Below are 20,399 nucleotides of genomic sequence, written 5' to 3'. Positions count from 1 at the left end.
ACGGCGTGAAGGCGGGTGCGCACCATGTTTAAGCATGTATTTGCAACGATGCAAGATATTCTTCATGACATTATGATTCATTATCCGCATGCCAACGACACCGAACGCAAACGACTCGACGAGCAGCTAGCCAAATTGAAGCATTTCAGCGATCAATTTATTGAGGAATGGCTGCAATTCGAAGAACAGATGGCCGATTTCCGTGACTTGCAGCAGCAGAGCTTCAAACCCAAATCCGGGATTTCGAACGGAGCTCTGCCGCATTCGCAAGCGCAAGCCGCCGTGGGATATCCGAAGATCATTTCAGCGGTTCCTAAAGCGCCGCAGGCAAAACCGGTTGACGCTGCGCCTGCGATAAGTGAAGAGAAGGAAGAATGGGAAACGGCCGAAGATCTGTGCCGGTCGATGTCGAAGGGGCAGGGATATTTCAAGTTGTTCATGTTCCGCGATGCGGCCAAACATTTCCAAACCGCCGTTTCTCTATCACCTGACGATAACCAGGCACGATTATTTCTGGGCATGACCTTCATGCATCTGCAGGAGTGGCAAGAGGCGCAGCGGCATTTTCAACTGTTGGTGGAAGTGACGGAGCATCCGAAGTGGAGAGCGCTCGGACTGAACGCGCTAGGCTGCATTCAAGCGGTCCGCATGAACCTGGAGCAAGCGGCGACGTATTTCGCCAGGGCGCATGAGGCCGATCCGAATTTTACAGACCCGCTGGCGAATATGAAATCATGCGAGCAGCATGCGGGTCAATTATCGCTGTATTTTGGGAGCGGGCAGCTGTAGCGGGCAATGGGAGCACCGCCCTGCGCTGCGGTTAGGGACGAATAGGGAGGATCTGGCGGTCTTCCCGAATCGTTCGTTTCCGAATCGACGTGCAAGACGGGGAGAAACGTGTTGCCGCATGGTATACTAGCGGCAGCCGTTTCTTCATTATTGGGGAGGATAAGTACCGGATGAACTATGCCGTACTGGATTTGGAGACGACCGGCCACGGTGCCGGCGATGAAATTATACAGGTTGGTCTTGTCCTTCTGGATGAGGAACTGAAGGTTGCGCGGATATACAGCTCGTTCGTGAAGCCGAGCATTCCGATCCCGGCTTTCATTACGGGGCTGACCGGCATCGATGAATCGATGGTGGTGAACGCGCCGGAGCTGGAAGAAGTGCTGCTCGAGATCGTACCGTTGTTAAGCGATTCCGTACTCGTTGCCCATAACGTCGCCTTCGACGCCGGCTTCCTGAATGCGGCGCTTGACCGCTGCGGCTATATGGCCTTCGATGGCCGACGTTTGGATACGATCGATCTGCTGCGCATCTTATATCCGACACTGACGACCTATCAGCTCGGCGCCGTAACGGAACTGTTCGGCATCGAGCACGATCAGCATCATCGCGCGGACAGCGACGCCCTTGCAACGGCGGAGCTGTTCACCGCGTGCTGCCGCAAGCTGGAGAGTCTTCCGCTTCTGACGTTGCAGCGGTTGATGCAATTGCTCGGCGACGATATCGATGATTTGGGCTGGTTCATGTCCGAATTCGCGCTGAAGAAGGAAATGCAAACTTCGATTGATGTCGATGCCTATACGTATTTCCGTCAATTTGCCATGAAAGCAGGCGATTGGACGGAGGAACAGCATCCGCGCAGCGAAGAAGAGCAAGCCTCTTCGGTGTCCGATTGGACATTCCCGTCGTTCCTTGCTCATATTAAATCCGAAATCGCTGCCGTCGTATCCGGCTACGAAGAGCGGGAACCGCAGAATATGATGTTTCAGGAAGTCATCGACGCCTTCGACGAAGAGCGGCATCTATTGATCGAAGCCGGTACCGGCACGGGAAAATCGCTCGGCTATCTCATTCCGGCTCTCTTCTATGGTGTCCAGCATAATAAGAAGATAGTCGTAAGCACGCATACGATCAATTTGCAGGAGCAGCTCCGTTCAAGGGATTTGCCTTTGCTGCTCGCCGTCATGCCTTATCCGTTCAAAGCCGCGATCTTCAAGGGACGCGGCAATTATTTGTGCCTGCGCAAATTCGAAGGCAAAGTGAATACGAGGGATTTTCAAGCGCCGGCCGAGGATCGGATCACGGCGTCGCAGATGGTCGTATGGCTTAGCGAGACGGAGCATGGCGACCAAGAGGAGCTTAACTTCGGCAACCGGGGCTCAGACTTCTGGAGCGCGGTCTCAAGCGACGCCGACTCTTGCTTGAATCGCAGCTGTCCGTGGTTTAAACGCTGCTACTATCACCGCGCGAAGCAGGAAGCGAACATCGCAGACGTCGTGATCACGAATCACTCCATGCTGTTCACCGATATACGCGCCGATCATCGTCTGCTGCCGGGCTATGAGCATCTAATCTTGGATGAAGCGCATCATCTAGAGGAAGTCGCGGGCAAGCATCTGGGAACGCAGCTGTCGTATTATTCCATTCAGCAGCCCGTCTTCCGATTGTGCAAGGATGCCCGTAACGGCCAATTGATTGCGCTGAACAGCAGATTGGCTCACGAGAATCTGGAGAAGACGCAGAAATGGCGCGAAGAGATCGACGAGGTCGTTCCGGTCTTCGGCGAGCTTCGGGATGAATGGGAGCGGTTGTTCGAACTGTTATACGGATTCGCGACCAGCGGCAGCGGTAACGGCACGTTCCGAAACGCTGCGGCCTCCGCGGACAGTCAAGGCGGCGAATCGGGACAATACGTGCTGCGCCTGCGCGGCGGCAAGCTTCCGGAGCTGTGGAAGGAAGCGCAATTGATCGAAGAAGCGGTTCACGGCTATTTGAGTCAAATCATCCGTCCGCTCGACAAAGTGTTCGCCGCGGTGAAAGAAGAGATCGACGATCCGGCCATTGCCGCGCTCGTCACCGATTTGAGCGGTACGGTCAAGGATCTGGCGCGGGCCAGGGATGACCTGCGTCAGTTTATCAAGGCGGATCGGACCGATACGGTTTATTGGCTTGAAGCCAATAGCAATTCCCGTTCCAAATCGGTGCAGCTGTACGCGGTACCCGCGGACGTCAGCAATCAGCTGCGAACGTATTTCTTCGAAACGAAGCGAAGCGTCATCATGACGTCCGCGACGTTGTCGGTACAGAAGTCCTTCCAGTATGCCTGCGAGCAGCTCGGCTTGGCTGGCGAAGAGGAAGCCGGAAGGCTGAAGACGGTTCAGCTGCCCTCGCCGTTCAACTATCGCGATCAGGCGCTCGTCATCATTCCGCGCAATATCCCGGTGCTCAAGGGTGCAGCCGGCGATCCGCTATTCAATGAAATGCTCGTCAAGTCGCTGACGGAAGCGGCCATCGAAACCAAAGGCCGAATGCTTGTGCTGTTCACCTCATACAGGATGCTGAAACAAGTATATGATCCACTCAAAGAAGCATTAGCGCAGCATGCCATTACCGTGCTCGGGCAAGGGATCGACAGCAGCAACCGCAGCAAGCTTACTCGCAGATTCCAACAGCAGACGGCTTCCGTGCTTCTCGGAACGAGCAGCTTTTGGGAAGGCGTGGATATACCGGGAGACGCGTTGACCTGCCTCGCCATCGTACGTCTGCCATTCCAGCCGCCGAATCATCCGCTCGTCGAGGCGAAATCGGAATTGCTGCAGGAGCAGAAGCAGAATCCATTCATGAAGCTGTCCGTGCCGCAGGCTGTAATTCGATTCAAGCAAGGCTTCGGAAGACTTGTACGAACAGGGAAAGACCGCGGAATCGTCCTTATTTACGATACTCGTGTTATCGAAACGTATTATGGCAAATATTTTCTGTACTCCCTGCCGGGGCCTAAGATCGAAACGATGCATTTGGACCAAATCGTACCGCGCATGCATGAATGGCTGTCACCAAGCGAAGGAGGAGTAGAAGCATGAAACCGATGAAAATATCCGAAGCGGTCGTTCGCAGGCTTCCCGTGTACTTGCAAGTCTTGAACGACTTGAGCATGCGGGATGTGCAGACGGTTTCATCGCAGGAGCTTGGCAACAGGCTGGACCTGAATCCCGCTCAAATTCGTAAGGACCTTGCGTATTTCGGGGATTTCGGCCGGAAAGGCATCGGGTACGACGTCACGTATTTGATCGAGAAAATCAGGCAAATCCTCAAGCTCGACCAGCCGCTTAACGTTGCCCTGGTCGGAGCGGGGAATTTGGGCCGCGCTCTGTGCAACTACAATATGTACTTGAAAGACAATATGAAAATCACCGCCGTCTTCGACGTTCATCCTTCGATGATCGGCACGACCATAAACGGTTTGACCGTGATGCCGATGGATAAGCTGAAGGAAACGATTCTCGAGCGGCATATCCGCATCGGCATCATCACCGTACCTGCGACCGAAGCGCAGCATGTAGCGGACCAATTCGTCGAAGCGGGCATCGACGGCATTTTGAATTTCGCACCGACGATTCTGCGCGTTCAGGATCAAGTGCGCATCCACTATGCGAATTTCACGTCCCAGCTGATGAGCTTGGCATATTATTTGGACGAAGAAGGAGAAGAGAGCGACAATGAATCGGATTTGGATTAAAGGCGGCACCTTCGTCACCATGGATGATGATCGTCCCGTATTGAAGGGGCATATGGTCGTCGAGGGCGATACCATTCTGTATTTGAGCGAAGACTTGCCGGAACCGGCTCCGGAAGGCGCGCGCATCATCGACGGGCAAGGTCTTGTGTTTATGCCCGGACTCATCAATACGCACGGACATGCGGCGATGTCGCTGCTTCGCGGCTATTCCGACGATGAAGCGCTCCAAGTCTGGCTGGAGCAGAAGATGTGGCCGATGGAAGGCAAGTACACGGACGAAGACGCGCGCTGGGGAACGGCGCTGGCCGTCAGCGAAATGCTCCGTTCCGGCACGACGACCTTCGTCGACATGTACGATCGGATGCACATCGTAGCGGAAGTGGTCGAACAATCGGGCATGCGGGGTCTATTGACGCGAGGCGTTATCGGCCTGTGCCCGCCGGATGTTCAAACAGCCAAGCTAGAGGAAGCGAAACAGTTCGCTCGGGATTGGAACGGCCGTGCCAACGGACGCATTCGGACGATGCTGTCCCCGCATGCTCCGTACACATGCCCGCCTGATTATATCGCGCGCATCGTGGAAGCTGCCCATGAGCTGGACGTACCGCTGCATACGCATATGTCCGAATCGGCGGCGGAAGTGCAGCAGAACGTGGGCGATTACGGCTGCCGGCCCGTAGAGCACCTGGATAAGCTCGGTTTCTTCTCGCGCCCTGCGCTGGTCGCTCACGCCGTGCATTTGACGGACGAGGAGATCGCGCTGCTTGCCGAACGCGGCGTCAGCGTGTCGCATAACCCGGCGAGCAACTTGAAGCTGGCGAGCGGTATCGCTCGCGTACCCGCAATGCTTGAAGCGGGCGTCACCGTATCGCTCGGAACCGACAGCGCGGCAAGCAACAATAACCTGGATCTATTCGACGAGATCCGCCTGGCGGCTCTCATTCATAAAGGCATCTCCGGCGATCCGACGGCGGTCCCGGCATGGGAAGCGCTCAAGCTCGGAACTGTCCATGGCGCGCGCGCCATCTGGCAGGAAGACCGGATCGGCAAGCTGAAGGAAGGCATGAAGGCCGACTTCATCGCGATCGACGCCGAGCAGCCGCACTTCTATCCGCGGACAGAGATCGTCTCCCATCTCGTATACTCCGGCTCAGGCCGGGATGTCCGGCATGTATGGGTCGACGGAATACAGGTCGTTGAGGACGGCGCCTGCGTATTCCTTGACGATGCGCAGATCCGGGCGGAGGCGCAGCGCTGCTTTGAAAGGCTGTTATCCAGCTGATGCGCGTCAATCGATTCAAGAGAGATCCGGTGATGTCGCCGGGACGTTGGATCCTGCTCGGCATCGTCATCGTCGCGCTGCTGTTGGTTTCTTTTAACATGTATTACCGTTACGTGCAATCGCCGGTCTGGAGCGATCAGAAGGCTGCCGAGTCGGAGGCCAAGCAGCGCAGCGGCTTGAAGGAAGTCGATGATTCGTATGCCTACACCTGGGATGAGCCGGTATGGGTCGTGAGCGGGAAAGACGAGAACGGCGCCGATACATACGTATGGTTGAAGAAGGATTCGTCCATCACGATCAAAGCGAGCGAAGGTCTGACCAAGGATGCAGCGAAAGCCCGGTTGTTGCAGGAGAAGCCTGATGCGGACATCGCGCATATCCGTCTCGGCTTGTTCGGAGGAGAACCGGTCTGGGAGATCTTCTATTCCCGCAAGCAAGAGGGGCAGACGAATCATTTCTATGACTTCTACCGCTTCCGCGACGGTTCGCTAATCGTCATGTACAAGCTGCCGTCCCAATAAGAGAGATCTGCCGCGGCAAGGAGATTCGTATAGCAAGTCAAGCAGGTTCAACCATTGTTCCCTGTAATTACAGGCTCCTGGAAGCCATGGTCTATGATATACTTTCGTATAGCGCAGTTGATAGACGAAAGTGCAGCATATTCCGTGGATGAAGGGAGCTTTTTGCTATGAAAATACGACCTTTGCCGATCGTGCTGACCGCCGTCGTTACAGCAGCTTTGCTGGTTGGCGGCTGGTTCATGTATCGCAACGAAGCCGACCTGAAGCCCTTGGACCGCATCGCGACGAGCACGCCGGGCGTTATTGACGCCAAGCCTGTTATCGGCCGTAGCTCCGTCACGCTGGATTTGACGCTTAACCGGGATGCGAATCTCCGGAATATATACGATACGATCGCTACGAAAGGCGATGACATCATCGGTTCCAAAGAGCTGAAGCTGAATATCGTGAAATCCGAAGCCTCCGGCAAGCTGGAGGATGTATGGGCATCGATGCTCTTTGAGGTTGCTCAGGCGATGGATCACCGCAGCTACGCGGATATTCCGAAAGCCATGCAGGATGCGCAGAGCAAATACTCGGGCATTCAAGCGTCCTCGGAGATGGATGAGACGAACGTCTACATTACGTTGAAGGACGACAAGGCGGTTAAATACGTGGTGCTGCCTCGCTCGTCCAATACGATTGGGGTGTGGCCGAATGCTTAGATACGGGAAAGAAATACTGATCGGCTTCTTGTCGGTCTTGATTTTGTTTCTGCAGATTGCGCTCGGCATCAATGTGATTCCGTTCGTGCTGTTGGCCGTCATCGTTGGCGGCCTGATCTATATGGCCAAGTCCCGCGGGCATTTGGCTACGGTAGGCGGCGAGCGCAAAGGCAAGCCGCGTCCGCTGCAGCCATTGTCGTTCGAGGAGATCGGCGGGCAGGACCGAGCGAAGCGGGAATTGATCGAAGCGCTTGATTTTCTCGTGCATGTCGAACAAATCTCCAAGTTCGGCATTCGCCCGTTGAAAGGGATTCTGCTGACGGGACCTCCGGGAACAGGGAAGACGCTGCTGGCAAAAGCGGCGGCCAATTATACCGATTCGATCTACCTTGGCGCCTCCGGTTCGGAATTCGTCGAGATGTACGTCGGCGTCGGCGCGAGCCGCATCCGGGAGCTGTTCAAGGATGCGCGGCAGAAGGCGGCTAAGCAAGGCAAGAACAGCGCGGTCATCTTCATCGACGAGATTGACGTCATCGGCGGCAAACGCGACGGCGGGCAGCAGCGAGAGTACGATCAAACGTTGAATCAGCTGCTTACGGAACTGGACGGTATTCACACGACGGATTCGCCCCGCATCCTGCTGATCGGCGCGACGAACCGGAAGGAAATGCTCGACGGCGCTCTGCTGCGACCGGGCCGGTTCGACCGTCATATTTCCGTGGACCTGCCGGATAAGAAGGGCCGCGAGCATATTCTAAGTCTCCACGCGCGCAACAAACCGATCGACGCAGACGATGTCAGTCTGGAGAAGATCGCGGAAGAGTCGTTCGGCTTCTCCGGCGCGCAGCTGGAGAGCGTCATGAACGAAGCGGCCATATACGCGATGCGCGAGGAAGGCGAATCGATCAGCCAGCGTCATCTGTCGATGGCGATCGACAAAGTCATGATGGGCGAACGCACGGACCGCGAAGCGACGCATGAAGAACGCGAGCGCGTCGCGCTGCATGAGCTTGGCCATGCCATCGCGGCAGAGCTTGTTCGTCCGGGCAGCGTATCGCAGGTAGCCTTGCTGCCGCGCGGCGGGGCATTAGGTTATGTAAGACATAATCCACAGCAAGATAAATATTTGTATACGAAGCCGTTTCTTGATAGCCAAATCATGATCGCGCTAGGCGGTGCCGCGGCCGAGGAAATGTTCTACGGCGAGCGCAGCACCGGATCCCGAGGCGACTTCGAGCAAGCGATGAACATCGTCCGCTCCATGGTCGAGTCCGGCTTGACGGAGCTTGGCATTATCGACGGCTCCATGATGACGCCGGACAAGTGGGCGGAAGTTAATGGCAGCATTTTGAACGAGCTGATGCATCATACCAAGGCGATGCTGGAGGAGAATCGCAGCGTATTCTTATCCGCGCTGGACGTCTTGATCCAGGAAGAAACGCTGAGCGGCGACAGGTTCCGTTCGCTGCTGCAGGAGTTGACGGCGGGTCGGCACGAAGCCATCGCGCAATAGCATGCAATAAGAAGGCGGACGATCGGTCCGCCTTCTTATTTGTGCGGAAAAACGGTATAATAAAAGATGAAATTTGGAGGTGTGGAAGTTGACGGCAGTGCGTAAAGTCGGCGTTGTTGGCGCCGGAACGATGGGGCAGGGCATATGCGAAATGCTTGCCGCTAGCGGGCTGGATGTATATATGGCCGAGCAAAGCGAAGAGCGCCTCTCCCATGCGATCAGCATGATTGAACAGAGCTTGGATAAACAAATGGAACGGTGGGCCGTCACGGCGGCGGAGAAGAAGCTTGTCATGAACCGGATCCATCCCAAAGCAACCTTAAGCGAGCTGCATGACTGCGAGCTCGTCATTGAAACGATAACGGAGAACTTGGACAACAAACTGGCGATTTTCAAAGAGCTGGATGCCATTTGCCCGCCCGACGTGATTCTGGCCAGCAATACATCGACACTCAGCTTGACGGAGTTAGCCAGCGTGACGGCAAATCCCGAGCGCGTGATCGGCATGCACTTCGTCTACCCGGTGAACAAGGCGGATCTCGTCGAGATTGTCCGGGGACTGAAGACGAGCGACGAGGTCTTCGAGCGGACGAAGCGATTCGTGGAGACGACGATACATAAAAAAGGCGTCATGGTGTTCGAATCTCCGGGATTCGTGACGACGAGGCTGATCTGCTTATTCATTAACGAGGCGCTTCATGTCTTGGAGGAAGGGGTTGCTTCGGCGGACGACATCGACAGCGCGATGCGCATCGGTTATGCGTTTCAGCATGGGCCGTTCGAGATGGCGGACCGCTTCGGACTCGATTCCGTATTGGCTGCGCTCGAGCGCATGTTCCGCGATTACGGGGAGCTGAAGTATCGACCTTCGTTCATATTGAAGAAGATGGTGCGCGGCGGCCAGTTGGGCGTCAAGAGCGGCCGCGGCTTCTTCGAGTATGATAAGGACGGTGGCCGGGTATGATTATTCTCGTCATGAACGCCGGCAGCTCCTCGTTGAAATACCAGCTGTACAACATGGAAGACGAGTCCGTTCTCGCGCAGGGCCGCGTGGAGCGGATCGGGATGGATGCTTCGATTCTGGTGCACGAGCCGGCAGGGAAGGCTGAAGTGAACGAGGTCAGCGAGATTTTGGACCATAATACGGCTGTCCGCAAGCTGATCGATATGATCACGCACAAGGAGCATGGCGTGTTGGAATCCATGAAGGAAATTCACGCCGTCGGCCATCGGGTCGTGCACGGAGGCGAGAGCTTCAAGCAGTCGACGATCGTCACCGACGACGTGAAGAAGGAAATCCGCCGGCTGTTCGATCTGGCGCCGCTTCATAATCCGCCGGCGATGATGGGCATCACGGCCGTCGAATACAATTTGCCCGAGGTGCCGCAGGTCGTCGTATTCGATACGGCATTCCATCAATCGATGCCGCAGGAGACGTTCCTGTATCCCATTCCGATGGTGCTGTACCGCCGTCACAAAATCAGACGCTACGGTTTTCACGGCACGTCGCATGATTACGTGAGCAAGCTGGCGGCGAAGACGCTCGGAAAACCGCTGGAGTCGCTTAAATTGGTTACCTGCCATATCGGCAACGGTGCCAGCTGCACGGCGATCATGAACGGCCGATCGTTCGATACCAGCATGGGCCTGACGCCGCTGGAAGGCTTGATGATGGGCACGCGAAGCGGAGACTTGGATCCGGCAATCGTGCCGTTCACCATGAACAAGGAAGAGCTGACGCTGAACGAAGTCAACTCCATGCTGAACAAGCACAGCGGACTGTTGGCCATCAGCGGCATTGGCAGCGACATGCGCGAGATCGTCGAAGCGATGGATGCGGGAGATAAGCAGGCGAAGCTGGCATTCGATATGTATACGTATCGGCTGCGCAAATACATCGGCGCTTATGCGGCAGGGATGAACGGACTGGACGCCGTCGTCTTCACGGCAGGCGTAGGCGAGAATTCCGTCGCGGTGCGCAAGGCGGTGTGCGAGAATCTGTCTTTCCTCGGCATCGAGCTGGATGACGCGCGTAACGAAATCCGATCCAAGGAGCCGAGGCCGATTACGACCGACGCCTCCCGCGTCAAGGTGCTGGTCGTTCCGACGAACGAAGAGCTGCTGATCGCCCGCGATACGAATCGGCTGGTGCAAGGTATAGAATAAAGCTTCATAATGAACGGAGGATGATCGAAGATGAGAACATTAACGACGATCGGACAATTGAAAGCATCCGTCGGGCAGTCCGTATGGATCGGCTGCTGGTTGAACGGCAAGCGCTCCAGCGGTAAAATTCAGTTCCTGCAGCTGCGCGACGGCACGGGCTACGTGCAGGGCGTAGTCGTAAAGAGCGAGGTCGCCGTAACCGTATGGGACGCGGCCAAAGAACTGACCCAGGAAAGCTCGCTCTACGTGAAGGGCATCGTGCGCGAAGAGCCGCGCAGCCAGTCCGGCTTCGAGCTGACGGTGGAAGAAGTCGAGATTATTCAAATCACGCAGGAATATCCGATCACGCCGAAGGAACACGGCGTCGACTTCCTGATGGACCGCCGCCATCTATGGCTGCGCGCGCCGAAGCAGCGGGCCGTTCTGGTGGTCCGGGCGGAAATCATCCGCTCGATTCAGCAGTTCTTCGACGATCGGAACTTCACGCTCGTGGATCCGCCGATTCTGACGCCGTCCTCGTGCGAAGGGACGACGAACCTGTTCCACACCAAATATTTCGACGAGGATGCCTATCTCACCCAAAGCGGGCAGCTCTACATGGAAGCGGCCGCGATGGCGCTCGGCAAGGTGTATTCGTTCGGGCCGACGTTCCGGGCGGAGAAGTCGAAGACGCGCCGGCATCTGATCGAATTCTGGATGATCGAGCCGGAGATGGCGTTCGTCGATCACGAAGAAAATTTGCGCGTGCAAGAGCAATTCGTATCGTTCGTCGTGCAAAACGTGCTGAAGAACTGCCGCAAGGAGCTGGAGACGATCGGCCGCGATATTTCGAAGCTGGAGGCGATCCAAGGGTCGTTCCCGCGGATTACCTACGACGAGGCGATCGCATTCTTGCAGGAGAACGGGCACGAGATTCAATGGGGCGAGGACTTCGGCGCGCCGCATGAAACGGCCATCGCCGAGAAATACGACCGTCCGGTGTTCATTACGCATTACCCGACGTCGTTCAAAGCATTCTATATGAAGCCGGATCCGAACCGTCCGGAAGTCGTGCTGTGCGCCGATATGATCGCGCCGGAAGGCTACGGGGAGATCATCGGCGGTTCGCAGCGGATCGACGATCCGGAGCTGCTCGCGGAACGTTTCTCCGAGCATGAGCTGTCGACGGAAGCCTACCAGTGGTACCTCGATCTGCGCAAATACGGCACGGTTCCGCATTCCGGCTTCGGGCTGGGATTGGAGCGCACGGTGGCATGGATCTGCGGTTTGGATCATGTGCGCGAGACGATTCCGTTCCCGCGGATGCTGTACCGGCTGTATCCGTAACCGTTATGGTGAACGGTTGATTGGCAAGGCAATGGGAGGGTTGACCGGTGAAAAATGAAATGTGGAAGGCGTATGCGCGCGGGATGGCGGCTGCAATGAACGGCGGCAGCGTCGCTGTCCCCGCCGGTCTGCTTCGTGCTTATCGCAGCATCGGCCTGTCCGATACGGAAATGATGCTGATGCTCCAGCTGATGCAGTACCGTCAGGTCGAGGGAGTGGATTTTCCGACGCCGGAGCAGCTGGCGGACCGGCTCGGCATTCTGCCGAAGGCGGCGCATGGCCTGCTCGGCCGCTTGATGAAGGAAGGGCTGCTCGCCATCGACGAAGAGGTCGATCCGATCAGCGGCATCGGCATCGAGCGCTACAATTGGACGGGCTTCATGATTCGCAGCGCCGAATGGCTGGCGGAGGAAGCGAAGCGTTCCATGGAGCTCGAACGGGAGGCGCAGGCTCAGACGGAGCGGCCTCCGGTCCCCGCGCAGGGCGGAGGGGATTGGACGCGTCCGTCGGACCTGTTCACGTCGTTCGAGCAGGAATTCGGGCGGCCGCTCTCGCCGATGGAATGCGAGACGATCAGCGCCTGGGTCGATCAGGACCGCTATCCGGACGAGCTGATCCGCTTCGCGCTGAAGGAGTCGGTATTCGCCGGGAAGCTGCATTTCCGGTATATCGACCGAATCTTGATCGAATGGAGCCGGAATCGCGTCACGAACACCGACGAGGCGAAAGCTCATACGCAGAAATTCAGGAACGGCCGGGGGTGAATGCCCCCGGTTTTTTTATTTGTTTATGGATGGGAAGGTTGCGCTCATCGGGCTGATTGAGGCGGTCGTAAAGAGATAGCAGAATGGCTGGGGGTTTAGTTTGGACGAATTCCCGCGCCTAGTTCGCTGCAGGGCACTGACAGGATGGGAGTTTCCCGCATACGTTGTAGGCAATAGTTCTGACTGCTTCGCATTCCAACAGGAGAGGATGAAGTCGACCGCAATGGTGGACGGCATGTTTTGGCGGGGAAGGCGGGTATTAATAACGGGACATACCGGCTTTGTCGGCAGCTGGCTTACTCTATGGCTGGAGCGGCTTGGCGCCGTCGTGACAGGCTATAGCGACGGATTGCCGACAGCGTTGTCGATGTATAGGCTTTGCGGGCTCGAAGCCCATGTGCCTTGGATTCGCGGGGATATCCGCGACAGCAGGAGCTTGATGGCCGCTTTGCAGCAGGTGAAGCCAGAGATGGTGTTTCATTTGACGGGTGCAGGGGCGAGTGTAGGTGTAGATGCGAGAGCAAGTGCAAGTGCAAGTGCAAATGCAAGTGCAAATGCAAGTGCAAGTGCAAGTGCAAGTGCAAGTGCAAGTGCAAGTGCAAGTGCAAGTGCAAGTGACTCGGAGGAGGAGCAGTCGCTCGCTCGTTTGTTCGATGTTGAAGTCGTCGGCACGGCGGCGCTGCTGGATGCGGTGCGGCTCGTGAGCCGCGAATGCCCGATTCGCGCCGTCGTCGCGTTGACCTCGGACGACTGTTATGCCCCGCGTCCTTGGGGCATCGGCTTGCGCGAGAGCGATCCGCTTGGCGGCGAATCGCCTGCCGCCGCGAGCAAGGCCTGCACGGAGCTGGCTGCGGCCGCGTTCCGGCAGGCGTATTTCGCCGGCGGCGCGGGCCCCGCGGTAGCCACCGTCCGCGCGGGCGGATTGATCGGCGGCGGCGATTTCGGCGCCGGCCGCCTCGCGGCGGACTGCGTGCGCGCCGCAGCGCAGGGGCGCGCCGCGCAGCTGCCAGCCCGGCCGGACGAGGCGCGGCCATGGCTGCACGTGCTTGAAGCGCTCGCGGGCTGCCTCGCGCTCGCGCAGCGCCTGTTCCCGCCCGGCGGCGAAGCCTACGCCGAGGCGTGGAACCTGGGTCCGCGCGCTGCCGATGCGCGGACGTCGGCATGGCTGGCCGAGGCGCTGTGCGCTAGCCTCGGCAGCCCTTGGGCCGCGCCGGCGGGCGGCAGCGCCGGCGAGAGCGAGCAGGGGCGCCGGCAGGCTGCGGCGCCCTTGCTCGATACAGCCAAGGCCGCGGCGCGGCTTGGCTGGCATCCCCGCCTGGAGGTGCGCCAGGCGGTCCAATGGGCCGCGGAGTGGTACGCGGCCTGGATGAAAGGCCTGCCGCTGCGCGAGGCGGTGGCCGCGCAAATCGCCGGCTATGAGCGCCTCCTGGCCGGCGAGGATTAACTGGCCGATGCAAGCCGTCCTTTGCTTCTTCGCGGCGACTGCACGAGTCTCTATCCAGGCGCTTCTTGAGCGGCAGAGCTTGCGGGCAGGTGCAAGCCGTCCTTGCTTCTTCGCGGCGACTGCATGAGTCTCTATCCAGGCGCTTCTTGAGCGGCCGGAGCTTGCGGGCAGGTGCAAGCCGTTCTTGCACGCTTCGCGGCGACCGCGCAAGCCTTAATCCAGGCGCCTCTTGGCCGGCCAGGATTAGCTGGCAGGTATAAGCCACTCATGCTTTTCATTGCGGTTGCCAACTAATCATGACCTCTGCGCCTCATGGCAACCTGCAGATTCTGCTGTTATTTCACCTCGCGAACCCCGCATTCCCCAATCGCCGGGAGTGCGGCTTTTTATTAAAAAGGCTGTCATTCCACGGAATGTCTGCTATAATTAACAACGTTGCGATTGAATTGAATAGTTGACGGGGAGCTGGACTTGGCCGGCTGAGAGGAGATCCCTTATGATCTCGACCTTGACCTGATCTGGATAATGCCAGCGTAGGAGTCGCGTAACCGCTATGCATGCGCCTTTTTTAAGGTGCGTTCGCAAGCCGTTGTAGCTGATAGAGGCATCTTCCGACAGGAGGGTGTCTTTTTGTTCGTAAAGCGGAAGTTATACCGCGCGGACGGTTTGACCGAGCTGTTAAAGTGTGGTCTGCGGGGAAACCTACGTGTCAACAGGATTCAAGCCGATATGGCTCGCAAACAATACGTTTTCGATCAGGAGCACGAGGGGAGAAACAAGGATGAACGGATTGAAACACCGATTGGGATTGAAGGCTGCCATGGCGGTACTGCTGGTTCTAGTGCTGGCATTGACCGGCTGCGGCTCGAAGAACGATAACGAGAACGGAAATGCTGCTTCTAACTCGGCAGCGGATACGGACGGCACGGCTGCGGGCGATAAGCTGAAGGAAATCAAGGTCGTGCTGGACTGGACGCCGAATACGAACCATACGGGTTTGTACGTCGCGCGCGACAACGGGTATTTTGAGAAGCATGGCCTTAAAGTCGACATCATCCAGCCAGGTGAAGCGGGAGCGGATACGATGATCGCATCGGGCGCGGCCGACTTTGGCGTCAGCTACCAAGAAGGAGTGACGCAGGCGAGAATTCAAGGCGTACCGCTCGTCTCGCTCGCGGCGGTCATCCAGCATAACACGTCCGGCTTCGCTTCGCCGGCGGAGAAGAATATTACGTCGCCTAAAGCTTTCGAAGGCAAAACTTACGGCGGTTGGGGCTCGCCTGCCGAGCCTGCGGTCATTGATTCGCTCATGCAGGAAGATAAAGGCGATGCCAAGAAGGTCAAAATCGTCAACATCGGCGATGCCGATTTCTTCACCGCTACGAAGAAAAGCATCGACTTCGCGTGGATTTTCTACGGATGGACGGGGGTCGAGGCGGAGCTGAAAGGGCAAAAAATCAATATGGTCTACTTGACCGATTACAGCAAGAAACTCGATTATTACACGCCGGTATTGGCGACGAACGAAAAAATGATCGCCGAGCACAAAGATACGGTAGAAGCGTTCATGGCTGCGGCATCCGAGGGGTATCAATTCGCGATCGACCATCCGGACGAAGCGGCCGAAATTTTGATCAAAGCCGTCCCCGACTTGAACGCCGACCTCGTCCGCGCCAGCCAAAAATGGCTCAGCCCGCGTTATCAGGACGACGCGCCGCGATGGGGCGAGCAAAAGCTCTCGGTATGGACCGACTACGCCGGCTGGATGTTCGATCATAAGCTGCTCGATAAGCAGCTGGACGCGGACAAAGCGTTTACCAACGACTTTTTACCGAAGAAGGAGAACTGATCAGGATGGCAAACGCACTCGTAAGCATTCAAATCATTCCTCGTACGCCGAACGGGGAGAGCGTGATTCCTTATGTCGACCGGGCTATCGAAATCATTAAGGCGGCCGGCGTCCCTTATCGCGTGGCTCCGTTGGAAACGACGATGGAGGGGGATCTCAACCTGCTGCTCGGCGTCGTTCAGGACATGAATACGGCGATGGCCGAAATGGGCTGTCCGTCGATCATCTCGCAAATCAAAGTCTACTATGTTCCGGCAGGTACGGCGTCGATGGACGTTCTGCTCGAGAAATATCCGGATGGGCAGTAAACGAACGCGCCTGCTTCCGCCGGTCATCGTATTGGCAGCTTTCCTGCTGCTATGGCAGGCGGCGGTGTGGCTCTTGCATACCGATTCGTATATCTTGCCTTCTCCGTCAGCCATCGCGAAGCAAGCGTACGATTCGGCGCCGCAGCTTGCGCATCATATGCGCTCCACGCTTGCCATGACGCTGATCGGCTTTGGCGTCGGCGCAGCTCTCGGGTTCTTGATTGCGGCTCTGCTTCACATTATTCCGTGGGTGAAATCGGGGTTTTACCCGCTGCTCGTGCTGAGCCAGAACGTCCCGATCATGGCGCTCGGTCCGCTGCTCGTCCTCTGGTTCGGCTTTGGCATGCTGCCGCGCGTCATCCTGATTACGCTCGTGACGTTCTTCCCCGTAGCTGTCGCCATGATGACGGGACTTTCGAAGAGCGACGGCGGTCTGTACAGTTACATGCGTATGATCGGCGCCTCGCAGAGCCAGCTGTTTTGGCGAATGGAGCTTCCCGGCTCGATGCCTCATCTGTTCTCCGGTCTGAAAATCGCGGCTTCCTATAGCGTCATCAGTGCGATCTACGCGGAATCGATCGGCTCGGACAGCGGTCTCGGCTACTTCATCCTGCTCGCCCAGCATGGCTTCGAGACCACGAAGGTGTTTGCGGCGATTTCGGTCATCGTGCTGCTCAGCTTGGCATTGTTCGGCGTCATCGCGCTGGCGGAGCGGATGCTCGTGCGTGGATCGGCGTCTGCAAGAAGGGATGGAAAGCATTCATGAGTGCCGTATTGGAAGTTACCCATTTGACGAAGATTTTCAAGGTTGACCGTAAATCGCCTGAGAAAAGAGTGCTTGACGATATCTCGTTCCATGTCGACGAAGGCGAATTCGTGACGTTGATCGGCCCGTCAGGCAGCGGCAAGACGACGCTGTTTCACTTAATCGGCGGTCTTGAATTGCCGACCTCGGGGGATATTGCGATTCATGGCATCAGCACGGTCGGATCCCGCGGACATATTGCCTATATGCCGCAGCAGGCGTCATTAATGCCCTGGTTGACGATCGAAGGCAATATCGTGTTGTCGCTGACGATTGCAGGCATCGGGCAAAAGGAAGCGCGCGAGCTTGCCCGCGAATGGCTTGCCCGCGTCGGACTGGACGGGGTCGCGGACAGCTATCCGGATGTGCTCTCGGGAGGCATGCAGCAGCGAGTTTCCTTCCTGCGAGCGCTGCTTTCTCCGCAGAAGCTGATGTGCCTCGACGAGCCGTTCAGCGCGCTGGATGCGTTGACGCGGCAGCATATGCAAGCCTGGCTGCTCTCCTTGTGGGAAAGCAACCGCCGATCCGTTCTGTTCGTCACGCACAGTATCGAAGAAGCGCTGCTGCTGTCGGACCGGATACTCGTTCTCTCGTCCGCTCCGGCGGCTATCGTACGCGAGATGCGAGTTCCTTTTGCAAGACCCCGATCGGAGACGCTTTGGGGGGACCCCGCCTTTATTCATCTCAAGCAGGAGCTGTATGAGATGCTGCGGCCTGCCTCAACGTTGTGATCGTCATGAGCGACGCAGGGTCGCTTGACCGTGAAGGAGCTGGAGAGATGAAGGACGCGGCGCGCGGACGATGGATCGATGCGCATATTCATTTGGATTTGTACGACGAACAGGAGCGGGACGCGCTTCTCGTGGCGGCTTTGGAACAAGATGGTCTGGCTGCGGTCATTGCCGTTTCGATGCATTCGAAGTCTTCTCGCGCGAATCGGGAGCTGGCTCGGCGCTTTCCGGGCCGCGTCCATCCTGCCTATGGTTTTCATCCCGAGCAGGAGATTCCATCCGAAGCCGAATTGGATGCGCTGCTGCATTGGATCGAGGAGCGGGCTGCCGCAGGGGAGGCTTTTGCGATCGGGGAGGTCGGGCTTCCCTACTATACGAGGTCGGAAGCGGAGGCGGCTGGCAAACCTTTTGACGAAGCGCCTTACATGGAATTGCTTGAACGGTTCGTGAAGCTGGCGTCCAAATTGGATGCGCCGATCGTGCTGCATGCGGTATACGAGGACGGTGACAAAGCCTGTGACTTGTTAGAACGCTATGGCATCAAGCGGGCTCATTTTCATTGGTTCAAGGGCTCGGAGGAGACGATTCGGCGAATGGCGGCGAACGGGTACCGGATCTCCGTCACGCCGGACGTGTGCTATGAAGAGGAGATTCGGGCGCTTGTAAGGCAGTATCCCATCGAGCTGATGATGACCGAAACCGACGGACCTTGGTTGTTCGAAGGACCGTTCGCGGGCATGCCGACTGCTCCGGGTATGGTGCGCCAGGTCGCCGAGGAGATTGCGGCGTTAAAAGGGCTCCAGCTTCAGGCTGCGGAAGAACAGCTGCTGGGCAATGCGAGACGTTTTTATGGTTTGGACTAGCGGTTAGGCATGCAAGACAGTTACAGCTCGAGCATGCAGAAATGCGTGCCAGGATAAAAGGATAGCGTTCCTGTCGATGGATGTTGACAAGGAACGCTATCCTTTTTGGTTTCGTTAACGATGCTCAACGCTGCTCAGGTCAGCCGATGCATCGACCATACCGTTGCGGATGCAGCGGCTCCGCCGAGGTTGATGTTCACGGTCAAGCCGTTGTTGACGTAGAAAATGGCGATGGTGTCGCCTGCGTTCAGCAAGACATCCCCGGCCAATGTGACGGTGGCGCTTCCGAGAATGACGCGCAGAGTCAAAAGAAGCAGGATGTTCACGTCCAGGATCGGAAAAAGTCCGGATACCAGGTCTGTAATGGGGGCGCTTGTTCTCCGTATGACAAAGCTTGGATTCACTCCTCCTCCGATTTGAACGCTGAGCGAGGCAGTCGTCGTGTACGTGAGCGTCGCTTTAATCGCATATCGTCCGGTGACCGGAATGGTGTATGTCCCGGTGGTCGCGTTAAATCCCGTACCGGTGTAATACGGATCGGTTACGGTCCAGTTGGCCAGCTGCGTGCCGGCAGCTGTCGTGGTCGGTGCTCTTGTTGCGGAAAATCCATCGGCCAGCACGCTGGGGCCGGTAGCGCCTGTATCGCCAGTGTTACCTGTAGTACCTGTAGATCCAGTGGCTCCGGTAGCCCCAGTCGGCCCAGTAACGCCGGTAACGCCAGTAGCGCCAGTCGGGCCAGTGACGCTAGTAGCTCCAGTAGCTCCGGTAATTCCAGTGGCTCCAGTAGCCCCAGTAGCCCCAGTCGGGCCAGTAACGCCGGTGGCTCCGATAGCGCCAATCGAACCAGTGGCTCCAGTAGTGCCTGTTAGTCCAGTAGCTCCGGTGACGCCAGTAGCCCCAGTAGTCCCGGTACTCCCGGTAGCCCCCGTAGCTCCAGTAACTCCAGTGGCACCTGTAAAGCCCGTAATGCCAATTGCCCCAATAGCACCAGTATTACCGGTAGCTCCCGTAGCTCCTGAAGCACCAGTAGATCCAGTAATACCGGTGACTCCGGTAATGCCGGTAGTACCGGTAACGCCAGTAGCGCCTGTAACCCCGGTTCTTCCTATTTCGCCCGTAATTCCAGTCGCTCCTGTTATCCCTAAACCAGGTCCAGTTGGGCCTGTCGTTCCAACAGCGCCCGTAGCCCCGGTGGCACCAGTAACGCCGATTCCCGTAACCCCCGCAGCTCCCATAGGTCCAGGCACGCCTTGAGGTCCGGTTGCTCCGGTTGCGCCAGTCGAGCCATCAGGTCCGCGCATGCCAGGCACGCCTTGGATACCGGGGGATCCTCGGAGGCCCAGAATCCCTGGACTTCCTGTCAGCCCAACAGGTCCGATTGCGCCAGTTGGACCTGTCGGGCCCGTCACTCCAATAATCGGTGGCGCCGGTTTCGGCTTAGGCCGATGGTTGCGAAGAGGCTTCTTTGTATTAGGATTGCAGCAGCATTTAGCGGGTATATGTCGGCAGGTACGGCAAAGCCGTATCGAAGCTTTACTTTTCAAGCGCTTCACCGCACCTTTCAATAGAAGCCTAAGGTAGGACAACAAAAAAAACCT

The 20,399-nt window shown here is 57.4% G+C and carries 18 protein-coding genes; 17 read left to right on the top strand and 1 reads right to left on the bottom strand.

Annotated elements, in window-relative coordinates; translation table 11 throughout:
* Positions 1–24 precede the first annotated feature (24 nt).
* The 17 genes from AC0YNU_RS09480 to AC0YNU_RS09400 all read left to right on the top strand — a co-directional run bounded on the left by AC0YNU_RS09480 (position 25) and on the right by AC0YNU_RS09400 (position 18,801).
* A complete protein-coding gene (locus tag AC0YNU_RS09480) occupies positions 25–789 on the top strand; it encodes a hypothetical protein (RefSeq protein WP_475755585.1) in 765 nt (254 codons plus the stop codon).
* A 170-nt stretch (positions 790–959) separates the two neighbouring features.
* Positions 960–3,869 (top strand): ATP-dependent DNA helicase DinG, encoded by a 2,910-nt coding sequence (dinG, locus tag AC0YNU_RS09475; protein ID WP_475755583.1) that lies wholly within the window; start codon positions 960–962, stop codon positions 3,867–3,869.
* Entirely contained in the window at positions 3,866–4,525 is a 660-nt protein-coding gene (locus AC0YNU_RS09470) for a redox-sensing transcriptional repressor Rex (RefSeq protein WP_475755581.1), read from the top strand. Before dinG ends, AC0YNU_RS09470 begins: the two co-directional genes overlap by 4 nt.
* On the top strand, positions 4,506–5,807 hold the full coding sequence (locus AC0YNU_RS09465; RefSeq protein WP_475755579.1) for an amidohydrolase: 1,302 nt from the start codon (positions 4,506–4,508) through the stop codon (positions 5,805–5,807). Before AC0YNU_RS09470 ends, AC0YNU_RS09465 begins: the two co-directional genes overlap by 20 nt.
* Positions 5,807–6,328, top strand: coding sequence for a cell wall elongation regulator TseB-like domain-containing protein (locus AC0YNU_RS09460; protein ID WP_475755577.1), 522 nt, complete (start codon positions 5,807–5,809; stop codon positions 6,326–6,328). The genes AC0YNU_RS09465 and AC0YNU_RS09460 overlap by 1 nt, the downstream gene beginning before the upstream one ends.
* A 167-nt stretch (positions 6,329–6,495) precedes the next feature.
* Positions 6,496–7,032 (top strand): hypothetical protein, encoded by a 537-nt coding sequence (locus tag AC0YNU_RS09455; protein WP_475755575.1) that lies wholly within the window; start codon positions 6,496–6,498, stop codon positions 7,030–7,032.
* Complete coding sequence (locus AC0YNU_RS09450; protein ID WP_475755573.1) at positions 7,025–8,545, top strand: AAA family ATPase; 1,521 nt, start codon at positions 7,025–7,027, stop codon at positions 8,543–8,545. The genes AC0YNU_RS09455 and AC0YNU_RS09450 overlap by 8 nt, the downstream gene beginning before the upstream one ends.
* An 88-nt stretch (positions 8,546–8,633) precedes the next feature.
* On the top strand, positions 8,634–9,509 hold the full coding sequence (locus AC0YNU_RS09445; RefSeq protein WP_475755571.1) for a 3-hydroxyacyl-CoA dehydrogenase family protein: 876 nt from the start codon (positions 8,634–8,636) through the stop codon (positions 9,507–9,509).
* Positions 9,506–10,711 (top strand): acetate/propionate family kinase, encoded by a 1,206-nt coding sequence (locus tag AC0YNU_RS09440; protein ID WP_475755569.1) that lies wholly within the window; start codon positions 9,506–9,508, stop codon positions 10,709–10,711. Before AC0YNU_RS09445 ends, AC0YNU_RS09440 begins: the two co-directional genes overlap by 4 nt.
* 30 nt (positions 10,712–10,741) lie before the next feature.
* A complete protein-coding gene (asnS, locus tag AC0YNU_RS09435; RefSeq protein WP_475755567.1) occupies positions 10,742–12,037 on the top strand; it encodes an asparagine--tRNA ligase in 1,296 nt (431 codons plus the stop codon).
* A 47-nt stretch (positions 12,038–12,084) separates the two neighbouring features.
* Complete coding sequence (locus AC0YNU_RS09430; RefSeq protein WP_475755565.1) at positions 12,085–12,801, top strand: DnaD domain-containing protein; 717 nt, start codon at positions 12,085–12,087, stop codon at positions 12,799–12,801.
* Positions 12,802–13,009: 208 nt separating this feature from the next.
* Positions 13,010–14,245 (top strand): NAD-dependent epimerase/dehydratase family protein, encoded by a 1,236-nt coding sequence (locus AC0YNU_RS09425; RefSeq protein ID WP_475755563.1) that lies wholly within the window; start codon positions 13,010–13,012, stop codon positions 14,243–14,245.
* A 781-nt stretch (positions 14,246–15,026) separates the two neighbouring features.
* Positions 15,027–16,094 (top strand): ABC transporter substrate-binding protein, encoded by a 1,068-nt coding sequence (locus AC0YNU_RS09420; protein WP_475755561.1) that lies wholly within the window; start codon positions 15,027–15,029, stop codon positions 16,092–16,094.
* A gap of 5 nt (positions 16,095–16,099) precedes the next feature.
* Entirely contained in the window at positions 16,100–16,402 is a 303-nt protein-coding gene (locus AC0YNU_RS09415) for a thiamine-binding protein (protein WP_475755559.1), read from the top strand.
* The gene (locus tag AC0YNU_RS09410) at positions 16,392–17,168 is read left to right on the top strand and encodes an ABC transporter permease (protein WP_475755557.1); all 777 of its coding nucleotides are present in this window, start codon (positions 16,392–16,394) and stop codon (positions 17,166–17,168) included. The genes AC0YNU_RS09415 and AC0YNU_RS09410 overlap by 11 nt, the downstream gene beginning before the upstream one ends.
* On the top strand, positions 17,165–17,938 hold the full coding sequence (locus tag AC0YNU_RS09405; protein ID WP_475755555.1) for an ABC transporter ATP-binding protein: 774 nt from the start codon (positions 17,165–17,167) through the stop codon (positions 17,936–17,938). The genes AC0YNU_RS09410 and AC0YNU_RS09405 overlap by 4 nt, the downstream gene beginning before the upstream one ends.
* 47 nt (positions 17,939–17,985) lie before the next feature.
* On the top strand, positions 17,986–18,801 hold the full coding sequence (locus AC0YNU_RS09400) for a TatD family hydrolase (RefSeq protein ID WP_475755553.1): 816 nt from the start codon (positions 17,986–17,988) through the stop codon (positions 18,799–18,801).
* A 134-nt stretch (positions 18,802–18,935) separates the two neighbouring features.
* Here the strand turns inward: AC0YNU_RS09400 and AC0YNU_RS09395 are convergent, their stop codons facing one another.
* On the bottom strand, positions 18,936–19,421 hold the full coding sequence (locus AC0YNU_RS09395) for a hypothetical protein (RefSeq protein ID WP_475755551.1): 486 nt from the start codon (positions 19,419–19,421) through the stop codon (positions 18,936–18,938).
* Positions 19,422–20,399: the final 978 nt, after the last annotated feature.

The sequence above is a fragment of the Paenibacillus sp. J31P316 genome, from assembly GCF_056269105.1.
This window is presented reverse-complemented; position numbering and strand designations above follow the sequence as displayed.